The following is a 20,576-nucleotide window of genomic DNA, read 5'->3' as shown; positions in this document are numbered from 1 at the left end:
CGTTTGACGCAGCGCATCGTGGTGCGCGCGAACGGGCGCGGCTTGTCCATCCGCAGGCTCCTGCTCGCCGTCGTCACGGCCGCCTCGCTCGGCGGGCTGATCGACGTCGCCGCCGTGGCGCCCGCCTCCGCCCAGTTCAGCTATAATCCGCTGCCGCCGCGTCCGAAGCCGCCAAAGGTCGCCAACGACAACCAGATGCTGGTCCAGGCGACCGAGGTCGACTACGACTACAACAATTCGCGCGTCTCCGCGGTCGGCAACGTCCAGCTGTTCTACAACGGCACCAGCGTCGAGGCGGATCGGGTCGTCTACGACCAGAAGACCAAGCGGCTCCATGCCGAGGGCAACATCCGCATGACGGATGCCGACGGCAAGATCACCTATGCCGAGATCATGGATCTGTCCGACGACTACCGCGACGGTTTCGTCGATTCGCTGCGCGTGGACACCGCCGACCAGACCCGCATGGCCGCGAGCCGCGCCGACCGCTCCAGCGGCAACTACACGGTGTTCGAGAACGGCGTCTACACGGCCTGCGCGCCGTGCAAGGACGACCCGAAGAAGCCGCCGCTGTGGCAGGTCAAGGGTGCGCGCATCATCCACGACCAGCAGGAGAAGATGCTGTATTTCGAGACGGCGCAGATCGAATTCTTCGGCGTGCCGCTCGCCTACATGCCCTATTTCTCGACGCCCGACCCGACGGTGAAGCGCAAGACCGGCTTCCTGATGCCGGGCTTCACGTCGTACACCCCGTTCGGCTACGGCGTCGAAATCCCGTTCTACTGGGCGATCGCGCCCGACATGGACGCGACCTTCAACCCGCGCATCACGTCCAAGCAGGGCGTGCTGTTCCAGGCCGAGTTCCGCCAGCGCCTGATGGACGGCGCCTATCAGATCCGCGTCTACGGCATCGACCAGCTCGACCGCGACCAGTTCGCAGGGCAGCCCGGCGACCGCCAGTTCCGCGGCGGCGTCGAGACCAAGGGACAGTTCGCGCTCAACGACAAATGGGTCTGGGGCTGGGACGGCGTCCTGCTCTCCGACTACTATTTCATGTCCGATTACCGCCTGGCGGCGTACCGCGATCCGCTCGGATCGTTCCTGAACCTGCCGACGGACGCGATCTCGCAGCTCTATCTGACCGGCGTCGGCAATCGCAGCTTCTTCGACGCGCGCACGATGTACTGGCTGAGCTTCTCGGGCAACCAGGGCCAGGTGCCGGTCGTCTACCCCGTGATCGACTACTCGAACGTGCTCAACTATCCAGTGTTCGGCGGCGAGTTCAGCTACAAGACCAATTTCGTGAACCTGTCGCGCAATGACGCGGTGTTCGATCCGATCACGACGCTCGCCAACACCAGCAGCCTGTGCACGACGACGTCGGCCGACCCGCTCGCGCGCACGCCCTCGCAGTGCCTGCTGCGCGGCTTTCCCGGCACCTACACCCGCCTGACGGCCGAAGCGCAGTGGCGCAAGTCCTACACCGATCCGTTCGGTGAAATCTGGACGCCGTTCGCCATCCTTCGCGCCGATGCGATCAACTCGTCGATCTCGAACCAGCCGGGCGTGTCGAACTACCTTCCCGTCGGCGACACCCAGGCGTTCCGCCTGATGCCGACCGTGGGCCTCGAATACCGCTACCCCTTCATCAACGTTCAGCCCTGGGGCTCGACCACCATCGAGCCGATCGCGCAGGTCATCATCCGGCCGAACGAGACCTATGCCGGCAAGTTCCCCAACGAGGACGCCCAGAGCATGGTGTTCGACGCCTCGAACCTGTTCAGCGTCGACAAGTTCTCCGGCTACGACCGCGTCGAGGGCGGCGGCCGCGCCAATGTCGGCGTGCAGTCCACCACGCAGTTCGACAAGGGAGGCGCCGTCAAGGTGCTGTTCGGACAGTCCTACCAGCTGTTCGGCATGAACTCCTACGCGGTCCAGGACTCCATCAACACCGGCCTGGATTCCGGCCTCGACAAGCCGCGTTCCGATTACGTCGCGAGCGCCAGCTACTCGCCCAACCGCACCTATACGTTCAGCGTTCGCTCTCGCATGGACGAGCAGACCTGGAACGTCCAGCGCTTCGAGGCGGAGGGCCGCGCCAACTTCGATCGCTGGTCGGTCGCGATGATCTACGGCAATTACGCGCCGCAACCGGAACTCGGCTATCTGACGCGCCGCGAGGGCATCCTGACCTCGGGCTCGATCAAGGTCGCGACCAATTGGGTGGTGACGGGCTCGGCGCGTTGGGACCTGGAAGCCAACAAGATCAACCAGTATGTGCTCGGCGCCGGCTATGTCGACGATTGCTTCGTGCTGGCGGCGAACTATGTAACTTCGTATAGCTATTCCGCGGGCTCGACGCCGCCCGTGCTGAGCCACGCGTTCATGTTCCAGATCGGCCTGCGCACGCTGGCGACCTCGTCGGCGACCAGCGGTTCCGGGACCTCCGGCTTCCAGTGAACGGTTTGAAGTGACGGCCGCGTTTGCACCATCGCAGGCTCACCGCGGCTGACATGCGAGCGAAAAAAATATGACGACTCCATTGCCTGTCCTCCGCCTCCTCCTCGTCCTCGCCGCCCTGTTCCTGCTCGGCGCGCCGGTGCGGGCGCAGAACATCGTCGTCATGGTCAACGGCGATCCGATCACCGATTTCGACATCGAGCAGCGCGCCAAGCTCATCCAGCTGACCACGCAGAAGACCCCCGCCCGGCAGGTGGTCATCAACGAGCTTATCGACGAGAAGGTGAAGTTGAAGGAGGGCAAGAAATACGGCGTCGATCCCGGGGTCTCCGACATCAACCAATCCTACGAGAACATGGCGCAGCGCATGCGCATCTCGCCGGAGATGCTCACCAAATCGCTCGATGTTAAAGGCGTTCGCCCTGAAACATTGAAGGCGCGCATGAAGGCCGAGATGGTCTGGACCAGCCTCGTGCGCGGCCGCTTCAAGGAGAAGCTGATGGTCGGCGAGCGCGACGTCGCGGAGGCCGTGCAGGCCCAGACCGGCGACAAGCTCCAGATCGAGGGCACCGAATACAAGATGCAGCCGATCGTGCTGATCGTGCCGCGCGGCTCGTCTGCGGCCTTCCAGGAGACACGGATGAAGGAAGCCGAGCAATATCGCTCGCGCGTCGGAAGCTGCGAGGAAGCCAATTCGCTGTTCCGCTCGACGCCCAACGCCACCATCCGCGATGCCGTCACCAAGACCACCGCGGACCTGCCCGAGGCGCTGCGCAAGGTGCTCGACGACACGGCGATCGGCCACCTGACCGCGCCCGAGGTGACCAAGTCGGGCATCGAGATGGTGGTGCTGTGCTCGCGCAAGCCGACCACGATCGACACGCCGAAAAAGCGCGAGGTTCGCGACAAGATGTATCAGGAGAAATACGAGAAGACCCAGAAGGCCTATCTCGAAGACCTCCGCAAGGCGGCGATGATCGAATATCGCAACCGCTGATGGCCAAGCCCCCTGCCAAGCCCCTCGCCCTGACCCTGGGAGAGCCCGCCGGCATCGGTCCCGACATCACCATCGCAGCCTGGCTCGGGCGCCGCGAACTGGGCCTGCCCGCCTTCTATCTCCTCGGTGACCCTGCGCTGATCGCCCGCCGCGCGAAAGCGCTCGGAGCCGACATCGGGATCGCCGAAGTGAGCCCCGGCGAGGCCGAAGCTGCCTTCGCCGAGGCCCTGCCCGTGGTTGCGACCGGCACGCGCGCGACGGCCGAGCCCGGCAAGCCCGACGCATCCAGCGCCCCTTCCGCGCTCGCCTCGATCCGGCAGGCGGTCACCGACGTCCGCGAGGGCCGCGCCGGCGCCGTCGTCACCAATCCGATCGCCAAGAGCGTGCTCTATCGCGCTGGCTTCCGCCATCCCGGCCACACCGAATTCCTCGCCGAGCTCGCCGCTGAGCACGGCCGCGTGCCCCAGCCGGTGATGATGCTGTGGTCGCCTCGGCTCGCCGTGGTGCCCGTGACCATCCACGTCTCCTTGCGCGATGCGCTGGCCCAGCTGACCAGCGAGCTGATCGTCTCGACCGTGCGCATCGTCGCAGCCGAGCTCAAATCCCGCTTCGGCATCGATAGGCCGCGCATCGCGGTCTCCGGCCTCAACCCGCATGCAGGCGAGGACGGCTCGCTCGGCCACGAGGAGCAGACCGTGATCGCGCCGGCCCTCAAGGCGCTGCGCAGCGACGGCATCGAGGCGAAGGGACCGCTTCCTGCCGACACCATGTTTCACGAAGCCGCGCGAAACAGCTATGATTGCGCCGTCTGCATGTACCACGACCAGGCGCTGATCCCGATCAAGACGGTGGCGTTCGACGACGCGGTCAACGTCACGCTCGGCCTGCCCTTCATCCGCACCTCGCCCGATCACGGCACCGCCTTCGACATTGCCGGCAGAGGCAAGGCCAACCCGGCGAGCCTGATCGCCGCCTTGAGGCTTGCGAGCCGCATGGCGGCTGCGACAATCCGATGAGCGCGATCGACGACCTCCCGCCGCTTCGCGAGGTCATCCGCCAGCACGCGCTTTCGGCCCGCAAATCGCTCGGTCAGAATTTCCTGCTCGACCTCAATCTCACCGCGCGCATCGCGCGCGCGGCGGCGCCGCTGGACGACTCCACCATCGTCGAGATCGGCCCCGGCCCGGGCGGACTGACCCGCGCACTGCTTGCGCTCGGCGCCAGGCGCGTCATCGCGATCGAGCATGACGAGCGCGCGATCCCGGCGTTGCAGGATATTTCCGTGCGCTATCCCGGCCGGCTCGAGATCGTGCATGGCGATGCCATGACCTTCGACCCGCGTCCGCTGCTCGATGGCGAAAGAGCAAAAATCGTCGCCAACCTGCCCTACAACATCGCGACCCAGCTCCTGATCGGCTGGCTCACCACCGAGCCATGGCCGCCCTGGTACGAGACGATGGTGCTGATGTTCCAGCGCGAGGTCGGCGAGCGCATCGTCGCGCGCGAGGACGATGAAGCCTATGGCCGGCTCGGCGTGCTCGCCAACTGGCGCTGCGAGACCAAGATCCTGTTCGACATTTCGCCGTCCGCCTTCGTGCCGCCGCCGAAGGTCACCTCCTCGGTCGTGCGCCTGGTGCCGCGCGAAAAGCCTCTGCCTTGCGATCGCAAACTGCTCGAACAGGTCGCGGCTGCCGCCTTCGGCCAGCGTCGCAAGATGCTGCGCCAGAGCCTGAAGTCTCTGGGCGTCGATCCCGCACGCCTTGCGCAAGCCGCCGGCGTCGATGCGACGCGGCGCGCGGAGACCATTCCGATCTCCGGCTTTGTTGCCATGGCGCATGAATTGGCCGATATACGCAGCGAAGGCTGATAACGGAAATTCCGGAGGAAAGAAAATGGCGTTGATGCGTCGGCAGTCCCTGGTCAAGTTCGATGCGCCGTTGTGCGAGACCATCGTCGACACGCCAAAGCCGCAAGGGCGCGAGGTCCTGGTGCGTATCGAGCGCTGCGGCCTTTGCCACTCCGATCTGCACATCCAGGACGGCTATGCCGATCTCGGCGGCGGCAAGAAGCTCGATACCACGCGCGGCATGACGCTGCCCTTCACGCTCGGCCACGAGATCGCCGGCGTGGTCGACGAAGTCGGCCCCGACGTCGCCGCCGGCCTTGTCGGCGCGAAGAAGGCGGTGTTTCCGTGGATCGGCTGCGGCCAGTGCCGCGACTGCGCCAATGGCGACGAGAATCTCTGCGCCAAGCAGCGCTTCCTCGGCGTCTCGATCGACGGCGGCTTCGCCACCCACGTGCTGGTGCCCGACGCAAAATACCTGCTCGATTACGATCCCCTGCCCGTCAACCAGGCCGCGACGCTGATGTGCTCCGGTGTCACCGCTTACGGCGCGCTCAAGCGCCTCGTCGATCGTCCGCGCCAGCGCAATTTGCTGCTGATCGGTCTCGGCGGCGTCGGCATGATGGGCCTTTCCTTTGCAGAGGCCATGTTCAAGCAGCCGATCGCGGTCGCCGACCTCAGCGCCGCTGCGCGCGACACCGCGCTGAAGAACGGCGCGGCGGTTGCCTACGATCCGGCCGAGCCCGACGTGATCAAGCGCATTCTCAAGGAGACCGACGGCGGTTTCGACGAGATCGTCGATTTCGCCGGCAACGAGAAGTCCATGGCCTTCGCCGTCGCCGTTGCCGCGCGCGGCGGCAAGATCGTGGTCTCCGGCCTGATGGGCGGCCAGTTCACGCTGCCGATGGTGCAGTGGGTCTACAAGCGCATGACCATCGAGGGCTTCATGGTCGGCACGCTCGCGGAGGCCCGCGAACTGATGGCGCTCGCCCGTGCCGGCAAGATCAAGCCGACGCCGATGCGCGAGGAACCGATGGGCGACGTCCAGAAATGGATCGACAGCTTGCGCGCCGGCAAGGTCGTCGGCCGCATCGTGCTGAAGAACTGAGTTTCTGTGGCGGCGGAGGAGCTTCATTCGCCGCCGCGCTTTTCCTCGGCAAAATTAACTCGGAATTGACGCAAGGCCCGGTTCCGAATAGGGGAACCGGCGACCAGCACACTATATATCTCTCCAGCTTCCTTCCTGGAATTCTGGTGAGACCATGCAGACCATCCGCTGCTCCATTCGCCGATTTCTTGCCGACGAATCCGGCGCCACCGCGATCGAGTACGGCCTGATCGCCGCCGGCATCGCGCTCGCAATCATCGCCGTCGTCAACAACCTCGGCTCGACGCTGAACAAGAAGTTCAGCTCGATCAGCACCTCGCTCAAGTAGCGCCGCCCGCACTTTCGCCCAGTGACGCGACACCAAGCTCGGAACGGCAACGGCCGCGCCGCGTTGGCAGCCATGTCCATTCGCTGCACCGTCGAAAGCGCATTCTTCATCGCCTGGAGCTGTCTCGAGCTGAGCGGAGAGCTCGGCCCTCCGGACGAGACCGCGAACCTCCTGCTCGATGCCATCGAAGCCCAGCTCAGGACCGGCGAACGCCGGCAGTTGATGCTCGCCAACAGGGCGATCGACGCCTATCGCGCGCACGTGGAAAAAAGCCGGCCTGCGCATGACTGCGAAGCGCGCTTCGGGTGATGATCCTTCCCGTCGCCCTCGGGCCCGCCGGCCCGGCGGCGTTCGAGGTACAGGCCGGCGGTCCGTCGGGCAGAGCGCACGGGGTACGGCGCCCGGCGAGGACGATGCTATGCCGACCCGCGCGCCTTATATGTGCACTGCTGCACAGAGTTCGTGACACGAAATACCGCGGGTCCGGCGTTCCCTGCGGCCTGACCACGGTGACTTCCGGAATTCCGTAAGCCGGACCTGCAAGTTTTCAACGCACGAAGCCGCCTTGTGTGCACTTTGGAACCGTCGCCTTCGTCGCGGAAACGTAGGGTTCCGGCTCGCGCCGATTCCCGGCCAGAGCAAGACACGTGACCGGCCGGCCCCAAAACGATCTTCTCCAGCAGCTCAGCCACGCGGATTTCGAACTGCTCGGCCCTCACCTCCAGCCTGTCGAACTGGAGGCGAGCGATATCCTGCATCACGCCGGCGACGAGGTGGCGGCGGCTCATTTTCCCTGCGGCCCCACGCTCGTGTCGTTCGCCGTGCCGGTCGAGGACGATCGCGAGGTCGAAAGCCTGCTGGTGGGGCGCGAGGGCGCCGTGGGCATTGCCTTCGGCGGCAGCGCCTCGCCCGCTTATTCGCGCATCGTCGTGAAGCTGGGCGGCACCCTGGTCCGGTTGCCGCTGCGCGCGCTCGAGCAGGCGCAGCAGCGGTCGGCCACGCTCCAGCAGGTCTTCTTGCACTATGCCGACTGCCAGTTCGCGCAACTGCTCCAGAGCGCGGCCTGCAACGCCGCGCATTCGATCGAGCAGCGCGCCGCCAAGTGGATCATCCTCGCGCGCGAGCATATCGGCGGCCCCGAGATCCCTCTGACCCACGAGCAGCTCGCCGGCCTGCTCGGCGTGTCCCGCAGCTACGCCAGCCGCGTCATCCAGATGTTCAAGGCAAGACGGATCCTCGCGACCCGCCGCGGCGCCATTTTGATCCTCGATGCGCCGGCGCTCGAAGCCAGAGCCTGCTGTTGCAATGATTGGGTGAAGAAGCACTTTGACGAAGTGATGGGCCGGCGGCATCGGTCGAGCCCCGGCATTTCGGCGCCTCGCGCTCGCGGCGGCGATTGACGCTTCAGGCGCAGATGGGCCGGGCTGAAGTCCGCGACGCGCTGCAATTCGCGCCATTTCATGCCGATCAGCTCGCCCTCGCGCAGGTCCATGGTCCCGCTCCGCCTGAGGTCGCGGGGACGGCGAAGTCATGCTCGCTTCACACCCTGATAGGCCCAGGGCTATCGCATATGAAGAAAAGCGTGGCGGGCAGCTTGCCTGCGGCCCATCCTTCGAGACGCCCGCCTACGGCGGGCCCTCAGGATGAGGTCGCGTTTTGCGGTGAGACATCAGACCCTCATGGTGATGAGCCCGCCAAAGCGGGCGTCTCGAACCATGCAGGCCGAGCTCTTTCGGAAACCTCCCGCTGTCATCTGCCATAGCCCTGCTGATACGCCCAGGCCCTCCCCGTACAGGACGTCGCACCGCTTTTCGCCCGCGCCTCAAGCTGGTAGATTGACGCGATTACTCTGAAGAATTTGGCTTTGGGGAATTTTGATGCGCGCGAGCTTTTTCAATCGCGTCCTGACGGTGACAATGCTGGCCGCGGCCCTGCTCGTTGCCACGGTTGCAGCGGCATCGGCCGAGAAGCGTGTCGCGCTGGTCGTCGGCAACTCCGCCTACAAGAACATCACGCCGCTGGACAACCCGTCCAGGGACGCGAGCCTGATGGCGGAGACGCTTGGACTGCTCGGCTTCGCGCTGGTCGGTGGCCGCGCCCAGCTCGATCTCGACAAGGGCGCGATGGACCTCGCGGTGCAGAGCTTCGGGCGGCAGGTGCAAGGTGCCGATGTCGCGCTGTTCTATTATGCCGGCCACGGCGTGCAGGTCGCGGGCTCGAACTATCTCGTGCCGGTCGGTGCCAATCCGACGCGCGAGGCCGACGTCGATTTCCAGATGACCGACGTCAACCTCGTGCTGCGCCAGATGCAGGGATCGGGCACGCGCCTCAACCTCGTGATCCTCGACGCCTGCCGCAACAACCCCTTTGGTTCACGCGGCCTGCGGTCGTCAGATGGCGGCCTTGCGCAGATGCGCGCGCCCGAGGGCACGCTGATCTCCTATGCGACCCAGCCCGGCAACGTCGCGCAGGACGGCAGCGACGGCCACAGCCCCTACACCAAGGCGCTGGCCGCGACGGTCCGGACCGCGGGTCTCGACGTCTTCCAGACCTTCAACCAGGTCGGCCTCGCCGTGAAGCGCGCCACGTCAGGCGCGCAGCAGCCCTGGGTGTCGTCCTCGCCGATCGACGGCACCTTCTATTTCGTGGCCCCGACGCAAACCGCACCGCCGCAGGTGGCCGCAATGCAGCCCGATCCGCTTCCGGCAGAGCGGCTGCGCGCCGACCCCGACCGCGTCCCCTTGCGTGATGCCGCCCTGCTGAGCGAGCTCAGCGAGCGGCTCTACGAGCTCAATTTCGACCCGGACACGGCCGACGGACTCACCCGCGCGATCACGAAACTCCAGCAGCGGATTTCCATGGCGCCCACGGGTGAGCCGACCGAAGGCCTGCTGCTGCGGATGCGCAAGATGGAGGATCTGAAGCCGTGGGGCTCGATCGTCTACGGGCCCGACGACAGCAAATGGGGGATATCGTGGAATCACGCCTCGCGGCGCGCGGCGGTGGCGGACGCGCGCGGCAATTGCGCCGACGCCAAATGTCCGATCGAGCTTTCCTTTTACGGCAAGAGCTGCGGCGCCTTCGCGATATCGGACAAGTCCTGGTCGCTGGTCCAGCGCGACAGCGTCCAGCGCGCCAGGGACGCCGCGCTTGACGAATGCGGAAAGGCTGGCAAAGCTTGCCGCATTATCGGATCCGTCTGCGCCGACGGCTCCGGCCGCTGATACGATTTTCATTTTGGATTTTTGCTCATGCCCAATGCCGCCACCCGGACGTTCGCTTTCGCCTTCCTGCTCACCGCCTCCGCCTCATCGTCCGCGCTCGCGCAGTCCGGCAGCGCCGGCGGCTCGATCGGCAATGACGAGAAGTCGCTGTCCGGCTCGCGCTCTGACCGTTCGGCCGAACCGGCGCCTTCGGCGCGACGCAGCAAGCCGGCCGAGGAGCCACGCGCGTCGTCGCGGCGAAGCGGCGGTGGGGGTGGCGGCGGTGGCGGTTTTGACGGCGCCTGGATGGTCGTCAGCGTCGGCTGCGGCGGCACCACGTCCGGCGCGGTCGTGGTCTCCTCGGGCAAGGTCATCGGCCAGGGCGTCACCGGCACCGTCAGCCCAAGCGGATCGGTCAGCACGTTCGGCCAAGGCGAGGGTGTGACATTCACGGGCGCCGGCCGCCTCGGAGCGCGCAGCGGTTCCGGCACCTTCCGACGCTCCGACGGCTGCGGCGGAACCTGGACCTCGACCAAGCAATAACAGCAAAAAAGCCTGGCTGCGGGGCGGAACGAACGGCGCGCAGGCCCAATTCAGGCCACATCCTCTCCGGATTTGCGGCTCATTGCCACCCAAGTCTTTGACGAGAAAGGGCTGGTTAAGAGTTGCGTCATGCGTAACCGGGAGACCAGGATGGGCAACCGCACCGCAAAGTTCATATCCGCGCTTGCGGGCAGCATCATTGCAGGTGCGCCGCTGGCCGCCGTGTCGCAGACTGCGCCCACGGCAACGAGCACGGCAAATGCCGCGAGCGACTGCCTTGCCTCGCCAAAGGGCGCTGCGCCGCAGGGCCAGCACTGGCATTATCGCCTCGAGCGCGCCACCAAGCGGCAATGCTGGTATCTGCGTGCCGAAGGCGGCAAGGACAATGCAAAAACCGTACAGACCGCGCAGGCTGCGCCCGACGCGCCGACAGCCGATTCAGCAGCGCCGCAGCCGCACTCGGTGCAGGATGCCCGCGCCGAATATCTGACGCCGCAGAGCCCCGCAGCGCCGAAGGTGCCCGCACCGGCGGCGCCGACGCAACAAGCTGCGAGCCCCGCCGCCGACGACAGCGCGCAGCAGCCTGCCGTTGCGACGCGTTGGCCCGATGCGTCCACGTCGCCCGCACCGCAGCCGGCGCCCGCTCCTGTCACGACGACGGCACAGCCGAGTGCAAAGCCGTCGAAATCCCCTGCTCCGATGGCTCTGGCCGCGGCAGACAGCACCGCCGACAAGCCGGCCGGCTCGCTCCAGATGCTGCTGCTCGTGATCGGCGGCGCCCTGGCGCTTGCCGGCATCCTCGCCAGCATCGTCTACCGCTTCGCCGCCCGCGGACGCATCCGCGTCCAGGCCGCCGACCATCGCCGCGTCAACTGGGACAATTTTGAACCGCACGATCACGGCGACGGCCGTGCGCCCTGGCTCAACGCAACCGACATCGCACCGCGCGCGCAGCAGCCGCGCCCGATCGATTTCGATGCTGTACGCCCCCCACTCTCGCAGCTCAAAGCCTTGGCGCCCGAAGCCTTGCAGCCCAAACCCTTGGAGCCCAAACCCTTGCAGCTGGCCGCGATTGATCGTGAGATCGAAGTGATCGACGCGCGTGAGCCGCCGGCCCGCAACGCGGCCGCAGAACTCGACGAGGCCGATGTGTTCAGCGGAGAGTTCGAGATCGAGGCGTCTGCGCCCCGGCTCGCGGCCAACGAGGCTCATGACGAAGAGCCGGCCGATCGCGATGAGGCTGAGGCAATTGATGACGCCGTCGACGTCGACGTGATCACGGCGATGCTGGAACGGCTGGCGCAGGACGGGCCGCGCCTGTCGCAGCCTAGCCTTGAAGCTGGCCTTGCAGACCGCGCACGAAACCCACGAGGCCAGTCCGCCGCTCGCGCTTGAGGCGCTCGGCCTTCAGGATGGATTGCACCTCGGAAAAGGCGTCATCGACGTTGTGGTTGATGACGATGTAGTCGTACTCGGCCCAGTGGCTCATCTCGTGGCTGGCGCGGCTCATGCGCTTGCGGATCACCTCGTCGGAATCCTGCGCGCGCGAGTGCAGCCGCTTCTCGAGATCGGCCGCCGAGGGCGGCAGGATGAAGACGCTGACGACGTCGGCGCGCGCCTTCTCGCGCAATTGCTGCGTGCCCTGCCAGTCGATGTCGAACAGCACGTCCTGCCCCGCCGACAGCGCCGCCTCGACCGGCGCGCGCGGCGTGCCGTAGCTGTTGTCGAACACGGTCGCCCATTCCAGCAGCTCGTCGCCCTTCACCATCGCATCGAAGCGGGGCTTGTCGACGAACAGATAGTCGCGGCCGTCGACCTCGCCGGGCCGCATCGGCCGCGTGGTGGCAGACACCGACATTCGCAGGCCGGGCATCCGCTCGATCAGCAGACGCGACAGCGTCGTCTTGCCCGCGCCCGAGGGCGAAGACAGCACGAACATCAATCCGCGCCGCTCGACACCGTCAGTTCCGTGACCGCCCGTCGTCATCGATCACTCCAGATTCTGGACCTGCTCGCGGAATTGCTCGACCACGTTCTTCATGGCGAGCCCCGTATTGGTCAGCTCGATGTCGTTAGACTTCGAGCAGCAGGTGTTGACCTCGCGGTGAAACTCCTGCGCCAGGAAGTCGAGCTTGCGGCCGATCGGGCCGCCCTTGCCGATCAGCTCGCGTGCCTGCGCGATATGCGAGGCGATGCGGTCGAGCTCCTCGCGGATGTCGGCCCTGGTCGCGATCAGGAACGCCTCCTGCATCAGGCGGTCGGAATCGAAACGGTCGGAGGTGTCGAGGAGGCTGGCGATCTGTTCGGCGAGCCTGGCCTTGATCGCCTCGGGCTTGCGGCCGGGCGCAGCCTCGGCCTTCTTCGCCAGCTGCTCGACCTCGTCCACCCGCAGCGTCAGGATCTGCCCGAGCGAGGTGCCCTCGCGCTTGCGCATCTCGACGAGATCGGCGAGTGCCTGGTCGAAGGCGTCGGCTGCAGCAGTGCGCGCGGCCTTGTCCTCCTCCTCGTCGCCCTCGGGCTCGGCGACCTCAATGACACCCTTGATGGCCAAAAGTCCGTCGACGCTCGGCGCGACCGCGTCGACCTTGCCGGCGATCACGGCTGCGGCCTTCAGGACGGCGTTGAGGACATCCTCGTTGACACGGACGGACGCCGCGGCATTGGCGCGCTTGACGGTCAGATTGGCGTAGACGGTGCCGCGCGACAACAGCTCGGCGGCGCGCTTCTTGGCATGAGCCTCGAGCTCGTCGAACCCCTGCGGCAGCCGCACGCGCAAGTCAAAGCCCTTGGCGTTGACCGACTTCAATTCCCATTCGAACGTATACGGCCCGCTAGCGCCGTGGCTTCGGGCAAAGCCCGTCATGGACGACAACGCCATCAGGTCAATTTCTCCAGAAACACGGGATTCGCGGGCCCATCAAGGCACGCGAATCTTAAGACTATTTTGCAGGAAAGTGGAATCCGCAAAGTCCCGCAGGCAGGTCTGCGGTTGACAGGTCTGCGCCGGGTTAGCGCTGGACCACCGGGGGCGAGGTCTGCACCGCGCCCTGCCGGGCGGGCGCGGGGCGCGCCGCAGGCGGCTTCTTCTGCTGGCTGGGCCGCGCCGGCGTGGTCGCGGTCGGCGTGTCGGCGGCGCTGGGCGCGGCGGCGGCCGGCGGCGGCGCGTCCTCGGCCGGCTCGACCGTGTCGTTCTGGATCTGCTTCTCCATCGCGCGGAGCTTGGCGACGTTCTTCTGGTGCGCGTCGTAGGTCTCGGTGAAGGCATGCCCGCCGGTGCCGTCGGCGACGAAATAGAGGTCGCGGGTGCGGGCCGGGTTGGCGGCGGCCTCGAGCGAGGCGCGGCCGGGATTGGAGATCGGCCCCGGCGGCAGTCCCTCGATCACATAGGTGTTGTAGGGCGAAGGCTGCGTGATCTCGCTGCGCTTGATCGGACGGCCGAGCGTGCCCTTGCCGCCGACGAGGCCATAGATGATCGTGGGATCGGACTGCAGCTTGATCCTCTGCTTCAGGCGGTTGACGAACACCGCGGCGACGCGGCTGCGCTCGTCCGGCTTGCCGGTTTCCTTCTCGACGATCGAGGCCAGCGTCACCAGTTGCTCAGGAGTTTTGACCGGGATGTCCTGGCTGCGGCGCTCCCAGATCTCGGACAGCACGCGCTTGTGCGCCTGCTGCATGCGCTGGACCACCTGGTCACGCGGGGTCCCGCGCGGGAACTTGTAGGTTTCCGGCAACAGCGTGCCCTCGCGCGGCAGCTCACGCACGCTGCCGGTGAAGATGTCGTTGTCGGACAGCCGCGCCACGATCTGCTCGGAGGTCAGGCCCTCCGGGATCGTGACGGCATGCTGCACCACCTTGCCCTCGACGATGGTGGCGATGACGTCGCGCAAGGATGCGTTCTTCTGGAACGAGTACTCGCCGGGCTTGAGATCCGAACTCGCCTTCAACGCAGCAACGCTGGCGATGAACACCCACGGGTTGACGTCGGTCACGCCTTCCCGGTTCAGCGTCTCGGCGATGTCGCGCTTGCCCGCACGCTGCGGAATGTTGACGATCTTGTCGTCCTTCAGCGGCCCTGGCGCCTCGAGCACCTGCCGGCCGTAATAATAGACGCCGCCGGCGCCGATCATCGCGATCAGCAGCAGGGTGATGATGGCGTTGCCGACGATCACGAAAGGATTGCGCGCGCGGTCCGATCGCTTCGGCGGCGGCGGGACCTGCTCGGGCTCGAGCGCTGCCCGCGGACTCCGCGGCGAAATGGGCGGCCTTTCACTCATCGATGCAACCTGAATCCTGCCGGTTCAATCGCGGCCCGACGATCGCTTGCCGAGCCAGATGCACGCGCCCACTTCCATGACTATCGCCGAATGCGGCAAAACGGTGGATTCGTCGCAACAACAAACTAATGGTCCAGACGCCGGACGATCACCGACGCGTTGGTACCGCCAAAACCGAAAGAATTCGACAACGCGATGTTGACTTCACGCTTCTTCGCCGTGCGCGGCACGAGATCGATCGCAGTTTCGACCGACGGATTGTCCAGGTTGATGGTCGGCGGCACGACATTATCGCGAATCGCCAGAACGGCGAAGATCGCCTCGATCGCGCCGGCTGCACCGAGCAGATGTCCGGTCGACGACTTGGTCGAGGACATCGCGACCTTGGATGCTGCATTGCCGAGCAGACGTTCGACAGCCCCGAGTTCGATCTCGTCACCGAGCGGTGTCGAGGTGCCGTGGGCGTTGATGTAGTCGAGATCGGACGCCGTGATGCCGGCGCGCTTGAGCGCGGCGGCCATGCTGCGGAAGCCGCCATCGCCATCGGGTGCCGGCGAGGTGATGTGATAGGCATCGCCCGAGAGGCCGTAGCCGACCACCTCCGCATAGATCTTCGCGCCGCGGCGCCGGGCGTGCTCGAGTTCTTCCAGGACGAGGACGCCGGCGCCCTCGCCCATCACGAAGCCGTCACGGTCCTTGTCGTAAGGACGCGAGGCCTTCTCGGGCGTGTCGTTGAAGCCGGTGGAGAGCGCACGCGCGGCGTTGAAGCCGGCAATGCCGATGCGGCCGATCGGCGATTCAGCGCCGCCGGCGACCATCACGTCGGCATCGCCGAGCGCGATCAGCCGGGCGGCATCGCCGACGGCATGTGCGCCGGTCGAGCAGGCCGTAACCACCGAATGGTTCGGCCCCTTCAGCCCGTGCGCGATCGAGACGTAGCCGGAAGCGAGATTGATCAGGCGGCCCGGGATGAAGAACGGTGAGACCCGGCGCGGTCCGCGCTCCTTCAGGAGGATCGCGGTGTCGGCAATGCCGTTGAGGCCGCCGATGCCGGACCCGATCATGGTGCCGGTGGCGCACTTGTCCTCTTCGGTCTCGGGATGCCAGTTGGCATCGTCGAGCGCCTGGCCGGCCGCAGCCATGCCGAAGATGATGAAGTCGTCGACCTTGCGCTGGTCCTTCGGCTCCATCCACTTGTCGGGATTGAAGGTGTCGTTCGTTCCGTCACCACGCACGACCGTGCAGGCGATCTTGGTCTGCAGATCGGAGACGTCGAAGCTCTCGATCCTGCGCGCACCGCTTTCGCCGTTGAGGATGCGTTTCCAGGTCGGTTCGACGCCACAGCCGAGTGGCGACACCATGCCGAGACCCGTGACGACAACCCGCCTCATATCTGAAAACTCCGTATCGAAAGATTCGCGGCCAATAACAAGAAACCGGCTGACCGCTGGGAAGCGGCCCGTCCGGTTTCAATGTTGTCCCCGCGAAATTGAAGAGCCTTAGCTCTTCGCGTTCTTCTCGAGAAACTTCGTCGCGTCGCCGACGGTGAGAATCGTCTCCGCGGCGTCGTCCGGAATCTCGCAACCGAATTCTTCTTCGAACGCCATCACCAGTTCGACGGTGTCCAGACTGTCGGCGCCGAGGTCGTCGATGAAGCTCGCAGCGTCGACAACCTTCTCGGGTTCAACACCAAGGTGTTCGACCACGATCTTCTTAACCCGCTCGCCAATGTCACTCATTGCTTAACCTCGTGTTGTTCCCTGTAGACCCGACCCCCCGGGACGATACGAGCCGTCGTGGTCGTTTGACTGCCTTCGCTTACGAACTTTGATTTGGCCCCATCCTAACCGATGCAGGGCCCGGCGAACGACGGCCAAGGCTCAGCATCGCCAATATACAGGGTTTCAAAAACCTGCAATGGCGTTCTTTGCCCATCCGTTGAAGGTCCGGTTATCATACTTCAATTGCCTTGACTACAAGCCTCATTTCGCTCCGGAAACGGCCGTTTGCCGCATCCGGCCCGCCCCGAGGGGCGGCGCGGAGCGAGGCGTCAGATCATGGGTCAGATCATGGCCATGCCGCCGTTGACATGGATGGTTTGGCCGGTGACGTAGGCAGCTTCGTTCGAACTCAGGTAGACGGCGGCCGCCGCAATGTCCTCAGGCGTCCCCAGGCGGGCAGCCGGAACCTTGGTCAGAATCATTTCGCGCTGCTTGTCGTTGAGCGCATCGGTCATCGGCGTCTTGATGAAGCCGGGCGCGATGCAGTTCGCGGTGACGCCGCGCTTGGCGTACTCGGCACCCAGCGTCTTGATCATCCCGATCAGGCCCGCCTTCGAGGCCGTATAATTACCTTGCCCGGGATTGCCGGTGACGCCGACCACCGAGGTGATGGCGATGATGCGGCCGAAGCGCTTGCGCATCATCAGTTTGGTCGCGGCGCGCGCGAGGCGGAAGGTCGCAGTCAGATTGACGTTGATGACCTCATCCCAGTCCTCGTCACGGAGCTGCACGAAGAGGTTGTCGCGGGTGATGCCGGCATTGGCGATGAGGATGTCGACCTGTCCCATCGCAGCTTCCGCGGCGGGCACCAGCGCCTCGACCTCGTCCGCCTTGGAGAGATTGCAGGGCAGCACATGGCTACGCTCGCCGAGCTTGCCGGCAAGCTCATCCAGCACTTCCTTCCGCGTGCCCGAAATCGCTACGGTGGCGCCCTGCGCGTGCAGCGCCTGCGCGATCGCGCCGCCGATGCCGCCAGTTGCGCCGGTGACGAGCGCCTTTTTGCCAGTCAGATCGAACATCGATAACTCCTTCAAAGCACGATCCGGAAAAGCGTGCAGAAGTTGTCCGGAAAGATCGTGCGCAAACTTAAAGAACTGAAGCGCGATGACGAACCATCGCGCGTTAGCCCTGCTTCGCAGCGGCCAATGCATCCCTGGCGGCGGCAATGTCGTTCGGCCCGCCGACCGCAACCCCGACGGCACCGTCCGCAATGCGCTTGACGAGTCCCGTCAGCACCTTGCCGGCGCCGATCTCGAAGAAACGGGTGACGCCCTGCCCCGCCATGTAGGCGACCGACTCGCGCCAGCGCACAGTGCCGGTGACCTGCTCGACCAGACGGCGGCGGATCTCGTCGGGATCGGTAATCGCGCGCGCCAGCACGTTCGACACCAGCGGCGCCGCCGGCGCCCTGATCGTAACCTTGGCCAGCGCCTCGGCCATCGCGTCCGCAGCCGGCTGCATCAGCTTGCAATGGAACGGCGCGGACACCGGCAGCAACATCGCGCGCTTGGCACCCTTGGTCTTGGCGATCTCGACGGCGCGATCGACCGCGGCCTTGTCGCCGGAGACGACCACCTGCCCGCCGCCATTGTCGTTGGCGGCCTGGCAGACCTGCCCCTGCGCCGCCTCGTGCGCGACCTCCATGGCGGCCTCGTAGTCGAGGCCGAGCAGAGCGGCCATCGCGCCGGCGCCGACCGGCACCGCTTTTTGCATTGCGAGACCGCGAGTGCGAAGCAGCCGCGCGGTGTCGGAAATCGTCAGGCTGCCGGCCGCAGCCAGCGCCGAGTATTCACCGAGCGAGTGGCCAGCGACGAAGGTCGCGTCCCGCCCCACGGAAAAACCGGCTTCAGCCTCAAGCACACGCAATGTGGCAACAGACACCGCCATCAGGGCCGGCTGGGCGTTTTCGGTGAGCTGAAGGGTTTCGGCCGGGCCTTCCCAGATGGTCGCCGTCAGCCTCTCCCCAAGCGCGGCATCGACCTCGTCGAACACGGCGCGCGCCACCGGAAATGAGTCGGCGAGAGCCTTGCCCATGCCAACCGCCTGGGAACCCTGCCCTGGAAATGTGAATGCAGCCGTCATCGGCGCTCCCTGCTTGTCGGGCGTGATCTCTGCGAGAACCGGCAGCCGATTACGCACGGCCTTAGGCCATGGTTCCGGATCATGCTCCAAAGGGGGCCGTAGACACTGTCCGGGGTCGGACTGTCAAGCCAAGATGGGAACTTCGACCGGCATTCAACCGGGAACGCGACCCCTTAAAATCCGCCGGCGGTCTGGTTGGCATCGACCTCCGACCCGGCCTGCGCGCGGCGTGCGCTGTTCACCAGTTGACCCGGCCGGTCGTCGCGGTTCGGCTTCGCCGTCGCAAGCCGCAGCACGGCCGCATAGCCCGGCTGCACCTCCATGCGGCCGGCGTGCCGGCTCGCGCTCAGCAGGCGATGCACCTTCGGCAGATTGTAGCAGGGCACGTAGAACAAGAGATGATGCTCGAGGTGATAGTTCACGCAATACGGCGCGATGAACAGGCGCTCGAGAAAATTGGCGTAAGTGGTGCGGGTGTTGCGCAGGGGATCGCTGCTGTCGGGGACGACGGCGTGCTCGGCGATGTTGCGGATGCGGGTGATGACCATCATCCATGTGAGCAGCGGCACCAGCCATAGCAGCGGATAGGCCCACCACACACCGGCCGCCGCAAGCGCTGCGAACATCGCCGCATTGACGAGGCATTGCGGCCCGAGCTGCTCCCGGAAATGCGCCGCGCGCTGCCGCCACGACCAGTCCTTCGGACCGAGCGCATTGAGCAGTTGCGCCTTTCGCTGCTGGTAGCCGGTCTGCCCGGTGATGTCCCGAATGAACTTGCGGCGGTAGCTCAGCTTCGTGATCGGAAACGGCGCCGACAGCACGAGATCAGGATCGTCCTCCTGCTGGGTGCGCGCATGATGCTGAAGGTGATAGCGCCGGTAGCTTCGCGTCTCCGCGAAGAGTGGATAGGCGCAAAACCACTGGCTCAGGGCCAGATTGGTCTTCTCGTCGGCGGACAGGCAACCATGCGCACCGTCATGCATCAGGATCGCGAGCCCAAGCTGGCGCGAGCCGATGATGGCGACGGCGAGAACATAGGTGACCGGATTTGGCCACCACGCGACCAGTGCGATCGCACCGATGATCAATGCCCATGCGTGGGCGATCAGTGCGACACCTTTCCACGTCACGCGCCGGCGCACGTCGGCGAGCTGATCGTCGGTCAGGAAATCACGGGCACGCATGCGAAGCGCGGTCATGGCCTACCCTCCTCGTTCGAATTGCTTGATGCAGTGTGCGCGTCGACGAGGCGCAGGCGCGCGGCGTCGCCGACGGATTTCGCCTGCTCGCCGAGCACGCGGAGCATCTCGGCACAGAGCTCCTCGGGCGAACGGCCCATGGCGTAACCCTCGAGGATGATGCCGATGGCGACGGCCCAGAACCGCCGGGAGCTTTCGTCGGGCGCACGCAGGGAGCGCCAGCCGTGCCGCTCCACCTGACTGGCATAGGCCCGCGCGCCCTCGCTGTGCAGACGCTCGATGGTGCGCTCGACCAGCGGTGCGAGATCCTGGCGCCGCCGTGTCAATGTCAGGGCTTCGGCGAAGAAAGCGACAGAATCGCTCGCCGTTACGGTCTCGGCCAGCGCATGGGTGTATTCCCGTGGCGTGCGCGCCTTCAGCGCCGCCTGCTCCGTCTTTCGCGCCAGATACAGCAGCTCGCGGCAGGCGCATTCGACGAACAGCGCCTCCTTGGTGCGGAAGTAATAGGTGATCTGGCTCGGGAAGGCGTCTGCAGCGGCCGCGATGTCGGTGATCGCGGTGCCCGACAGCCCCCGCTCCCGGAACATCGGGCTCGCGGCATCCAGCAGCAGCGACCGCATCTTGCGGCCTGCCGAGCGCGTGGCGCGCGCGGTATGCTTGGGGTCGCCAGCCGCCTCAAACGGCTCATGAACCGACTTTTCCGCCATGGAGCCCTCTTGCTCGTTTATTTGTATGACATACAAACAAATAGATCAAGC

Annotated in this window: 20 protein-coding genes; 11 read left to right on the top strand and 9 right to left on the bottom strand. The window is 65.8% G+C overall.

Features of this window, described 5'->3' with window-relative positions; genetic code table 11:
• Positions 1-3 precede the first annotated feature (3 nt).
• The 11 genes from JQ572_RS24735 (at position 4) to JQ572_RS24685 (ending at position 11,877) form a co-directional block, all read left to right on the top strand.
• On the top strand, positions 4-2,460 hold the full coding sequence (locus JQ572_RS24735) for an LPS-assembly protein LptD (protein WP_249129344.1): 2,457 nt from the start codon (positions 4-6) through the stop codon (positions 2,458-2,460).
• A 70-nt stretch (positions 2,461-2,530) separates the two neighbouring features.
• Entirely contained in the window at positions 2,531-3,457 is a 927-nt protein-coding gene (locus JQ572_RS24730; protein ID WP_211385441.1) for a SurA N-terminal domain-containing protein, read from the top strand.
• Positions 3,457-4,473: a 4-hydroxythreonine-4-phosphate dehydrogenase PdxA gene (gene pdxA, locus JQ572_RS24725; protein WP_211385440.1), complete on the top strand. Its 1,017-nt coding sequence runs from the start codon at positions 3,457-3,459 to the stop codon at positions 4,471-4,473. Before JQ572_RS24730 ends, pdxA begins: the two co-directional genes overlap by 1 nt.
• Positions 4,470-5,324, top strand: a complete 855-nt coding sequence (gene rsmA / locus JQ572_RS24720) for a 16S rRNA (adenine(1518)-N(6)/adenine(1519)-N(6))-dimethyltransferase RsmA (RefSeq protein WP_211385439.1) — start codon at positions 4,470-4,472, stop codon at positions 5,322-5,324. Before pdxA ends, rsmA begins: the two co-directional genes overlap by 4 nt.
• Positions 5,325-5,349: 25 nt before the next feature.
• The gene (locus tag JQ572_RS24715; RefSeq protein WP_211385438.1) at positions 5,350-6,408 is read left to right on the top strand and encodes an alcohol dehydrogenase; all 1,059 of its coding nucleotides are present in this window, start codon (positions 5,350-5,352) and stop codon (positions 6,406-6,408) included.
• 154 nt (positions 6,409-6,562) lie between these two features.
• Positions 6,563-6,736 (top strand): Flp family type IVb pilin, encoded by a 174-nt coding sequence (locus tag JQ572_RS24710; RefSeq protein ID WP_249129309.1) that lies wholly within the window; start codon positions 6,563-6,565, stop codon positions 6,734-6,736.
• 72 nt (positions 6,737-6,808) lie between these two features.
• Positions 6,809-7,045, top strand: a complete 237-nt coding sequence (locus JQ572_RS24705) for a hypothetical protein (RefSeq protein ID WP_211385437.1) — start codon at positions 6,809-6,811, stop codon at positions 7,043-7,045.
• A gap of 338 nt (positions 7,046-7,383) precedes the next feature.
• On the top strand, positions 7,384-8,136 hold the full coding sequence (locus tag JQ572_RS24700) for a Crp/Fnr family transcriptional regulator (protein WP_211385436.1): 753 nt from the start codon (positions 7,384-7,386) through the stop codon (positions 8,134-8,136).
• Positions 8,137-8,613: 477 nt separating this feature from the next.
• On the top strand, positions 8,614-9,960 hold the full coding sequence (locus tag JQ572_RS24695; RefSeq protein ID WP_211385435.1) for a caspase family protein: 1,347 nt from the start codon (positions 8,614-8,616) through the stop codon (positions 9,958-9,960).
• 27 nt (positions 9,961-9,987) lie between these two features.
• Positions 9,988-10,482, top strand: coding sequence for a hypothetical protein (locus tag JQ572_RS24690; RefSeq protein ID WP_211385434.1), 495 nt, complete (start codon positions 9,988-9,990; stop codon positions 10,480-10,482).
• A 129-nt stretch (positions 10,483-10,611) separates the two neighbouring features.
• A complete protein-coding gene (locus JQ572_RS24685; protein ID WP_249129307.1) occupies positions 10,612-11,877 on the top strand; it encodes a hypothetical protein in 1,266 nt (421 codons plus the stop codon).
• On the opposite strand, the gene gmk is transcribed toward JQ572_RS24685, so the two are convergent.
• The 9 genes from gmk to JQ572_RS24640 all read right to left on the bottom strand — a co-directional run bounded on the left by gmk (position 11,810) and on the right by JQ572_RS24640 (position 20,525).
• Positions 11,810-12,469: a guanylate kinase gene (gene gmk, locus JQ572_RS24680; RefSeq protein ID WP_211385433.1), complete on the bottom strand. Its 660-nt coding sequence runs from the start codon at positions 12,467-12,469 to the stop codon at positions 11,810-11,812. The two genes, JQ572_RS24685 and gmk, sit on opposite strands and share 68 nt — an antisense overlap.
• Positions 12,470-12,472: 3 nt before the next feature.
• Entirely contained in the window at positions 12,473-13,360 is an 888-nt protein-coding gene (locus JQ572_RS24675; protein WP_211385432.1) for a YicC/YloC family endoribonuclease, read from the bottom strand.
• Between the two features lie 130 nt (positions 13,361-13,490).
• A complete protein-coding gene (gene mltG, locus JQ572_RS24670) occupies positions 13,491-14,756 on the bottom strand; it encodes an endolytic transglycosylase MltG (RefSeq protein ID WP_211385431.1) in 1,266 nt (421 codons plus the stop codon).
• A 125-nt stretch (positions 14,757-14,881) separates the two neighbouring features.
• Positions 14,882-16,147: a beta-ketoacyl-ACP synthase II gene (gene fabF / locus JQ572_RS24665; RefSeq protein ID WP_211385430.1), complete on the bottom strand. Its 1,266-nt coding sequence runs from the start codon at positions 16,145-16,147 to the stop codon at positions 14,882-14,884.
• A 108-nt stretch (positions 16,148-16,255) separates the two neighbouring features.
• Positions 16,256-16,495 (bottom strand): acyl carrier protein, encoded by a 240-nt coding sequence (locus tag JQ572_RS24660; protein ID WP_008130699.1) that lies wholly within the window; start codon positions 16,493-16,495, stop codon positions 16,256-16,258.
• A gap of 323 nt (positions 16,496-16,818) precedes the next feature.
• Positions 16,819-17,556, bottom strand: a complete 738-nt coding sequence (fabG, locus tag JQ572_RS24655; protein ID WP_211385429.1) for a 3-oxoacyl-[acyl-carrier-protein] reductase — start codon at positions 17,554-17,556, stop codon at positions 16,819-16,821.
• A 103-nt stretch (positions 17,557-17,659) separates the two neighbouring features.
• Complete coding sequence (gene fabD, locus JQ572_RS24650) at positions 17,660-18,619, bottom strand: ACP S-malonyltransferase (protein ID WP_211385428.1); 960 nt, start codon at positions 18,617-18,619, stop codon at positions 17,660-17,662.
• A 173-nt stretch (positions 18,620-18,792) separates the two neighbouring features.
• Positions 18,793-19,818 carry a fatty acid desaturase family protein gene (locus JQ572_RS24645; RefSeq protein ID WP_211385427.1) on the bottom strand — a complete coding sequence of 342 codons (1,026 nt, stop codon included), beginning with the start codon at positions 19,816-19,818 and terminating at the stop codon, positions 18,793-18,795.
• On the bottom strand, positions 19,815-20,525 hold the full coding sequence (locus tag JQ572_RS24640; protein ID WP_211385426.1) for a TetR/AcrR family transcriptional regulator C-terminal domain-containing protein: 711 nt from the start codon (positions 20,523-20,525) through the stop codon (positions 19,815-19,817). Before JQ572_RS24640 ends, JQ572_RS24645 begins: the two co-directional genes overlap by 4 nt.
• Positions 20,526-20,576 lie beyond the last annotated feature (51 nt).

The organism is Bradyrhizobium sp. SZCCT0153, assembly GCF_018129995.1.
Classification (GTDB): domain Bacteria; phylum Pseudomonadota; class Alphaproteobacteria; order Rhizobiales; family Xanthobacteraceae; genus Bradyrhizobium; species Bradyrhizobium japonicum_G.
This window is presented reverse-complemented; position numbering and strand designations above follow the sequence as displayed.

What these genes read in the sequence shown, in the direction of transcription:
- JQ572_RS24715 (WP_211385438.1), top strand. Translation starts at nt 5,350, where the DNA reads ATGGCGTTGATGCGTCGGCAGTCCCTGGTCAAGTTCGATGCGCCGTTG.
- rsmA (WP_211385439.1), top strand. Translation starts at nt 4,470, where the DNA reads ATGAGCGCGATCGACGACCTCCCGCCGCTTCGCGAGGTCATCCGCCAG.
- JQ572_RS24690 (WP_211385434.1), top strand. Translation starts at nt 9,988, where the DNA reads ATGCCCAATGCCGCCACCCGGACGTTCGCTTTCGCCTTCCTGCTCACC.
- mltG (WP_211385431.1), bottom strand. Translation starts at nt 14,756, where the DNA reads ATGAGTGAAAGGCCGCCCATTTCGCCGCGGAGTCCGCGGGCAGCGCTC.
- fabG (WP_211385429.1), bottom strand. Translation starts at nt 17,556, where the DNA reads ATGTTCGATCTGACTGGCAAAAAGGCGCTCGTCACCGGCGCAACTGGC.
- JQ572_RS24645 (WP_211385427.1), bottom strand. Translation starts at nt 19,818, where the DNA reads ATGACCGCGCTTCGCATGCGTGCCCGTGATTTCCTGACCGACGATCAG.
- JQ572_RS24705 (WP_211385437.1), top strand. Translation starts at nt 6,809, where the DNA reads ATGTCCATTCGCTGCACCGTCGAAAGCGCATTCTTCATCGCCTGGAGC.
- fabD (WP_211385428.1), bottom strand. Translation starts at nt 18,619, where the DNA reads ATGACGGCTGCATTCACATTTCCAGGGCAGGGTTCCCAGGCGGTTGGC.
- JQ572_RS24640 (WP_211385426.1), bottom strand. Translation starts at nt 20,525, where the DNA reads ATGGCGGAAAAGTCGGTTCATGAGCCGTTTGAGGCGGCTGGCGACCCC.
- JQ572_RS24695 (WP_211385435.1), top strand. Translation starts at nt 8,614, where the DNA reads ATGCGCGCGAGCTTTTTCAATCGCGTCCTGACGGTGACAATGCTGGCC.
- JQ572_RS24685 (WP_249129307.1), top strand. Translation starts at nt 10,612, where the DNA reads ATGCGTAACCGGGAGACCAGGATGGGCAACCGCACCGCAAAGTTCATA.
- fabF (WP_211385430.1), bottom strand. Translation starts at nt 16,147, where the DNA reads ATGAGGCGGGTTGTCGTCACGGGTCTCGGCATGGTGTCGCCACTCGGC.
- gmk (WP_211385433.1), bottom strand. Translation starts at nt 12,469, where the DNA reads ATGACGACGGGCGGTCACGGAACTGACGGTGTCGAGCGGCGCGGATTG.
- pdxA (WP_211385440.1), top strand. Translation starts at nt 3,457, where the DNA reads ATGGCCAAGCCCCCTGCCAAGCCCCTCGCCCTGACCCTGGGAGAGCCC.
- JQ572_RS24660 (WP_008130699.1), bottom strand. Translation starts at nt 16,495, where the DNA reads ATGAGTGACATTGGCGAGCGGGTTAAGAAGATCGTGGTCGAACACCTT.
- JQ572_RS24730 (WP_211385441.1), top strand. Translation starts at nt 2,531, where the DNA reads ATGACGACTCCATTGCCTGTCCTCCGCCTCCTCCTCGTCCTCGCCGCC.
- JQ572_RS24675 (WP_211385432.1), bottom strand. Translation starts at nt 13,360, where the DNA reads ATGGCGTTGTCGTCCATGACGGGCTTTGCCCGAAGCCACGGCGCTAGC.
- JQ572_RS24710 (WP_249129309.1), top strand. Translation starts at nt 6,563, where the DNA reads ATGCAGACCATCCGCTGCTCCATTCGCCGATTTCTTGCCGACGAATCC.